Annotated in this window: 1 protein-coding gene; it reads right to left on the reverse strand. The window is 47.3% G+C overall.

Features of this window, described 5'->3' with window-relative positions; all coding sequences use genetic code 11:
- A partial coding sequence (locus R7R24_RS30510) for a DUF3360 family protein (protein WP_318120687.1) occupies window positions 1-514 on the reverse strand: 514 nt, incomplete at both ends.

Raw genomic sequence — 514 nt, forward strand, 5'->3', positions numbered from 1 at the left:
TGACGAATTTGATGTCAAAACCAGCACCTAGCACTAGAGCGATAATAAGGCCTGTGAAAGCACACACTGGAATCGCAAGCCAACGTTTGTTCACTTTTGCAAGGAAAGCGTATAGTGCGATAGTCACTGCAAGCACGATCAGACCCACGTAACCCATGCTACCAGCTTCAACAGTAGAAGATTGTAGACCAACCGCCCATTCTTGAATCGAGTTGATTTGGCTCATGGTACCCGTCAAGCCCAAGAAAATGAGCAAGCCACCAGCTGTACCCTCTGAGGTGAGGTTCACTAGTTTGGAACCGCCTTTCAAGAAGCTAAGTAGAAGACCGAATACACCAATAAGAATTGCCAATGCAAGAGGGTGAGCACCAGCGAGAGCGATGGTACCAATAAGAGGGATCATTGGACCGTGGTTACCTGCTAAGTTGGCTTTCGGGTTGATAAAGCCAGAAGCAAGCACACAGAAAAGTAGTGCAGGGATTAGCATTTCTACACGCGCAACTTCAATGGCAAA

This window comes from Vibrio sp. 704 (assembly GCF_033339295.1).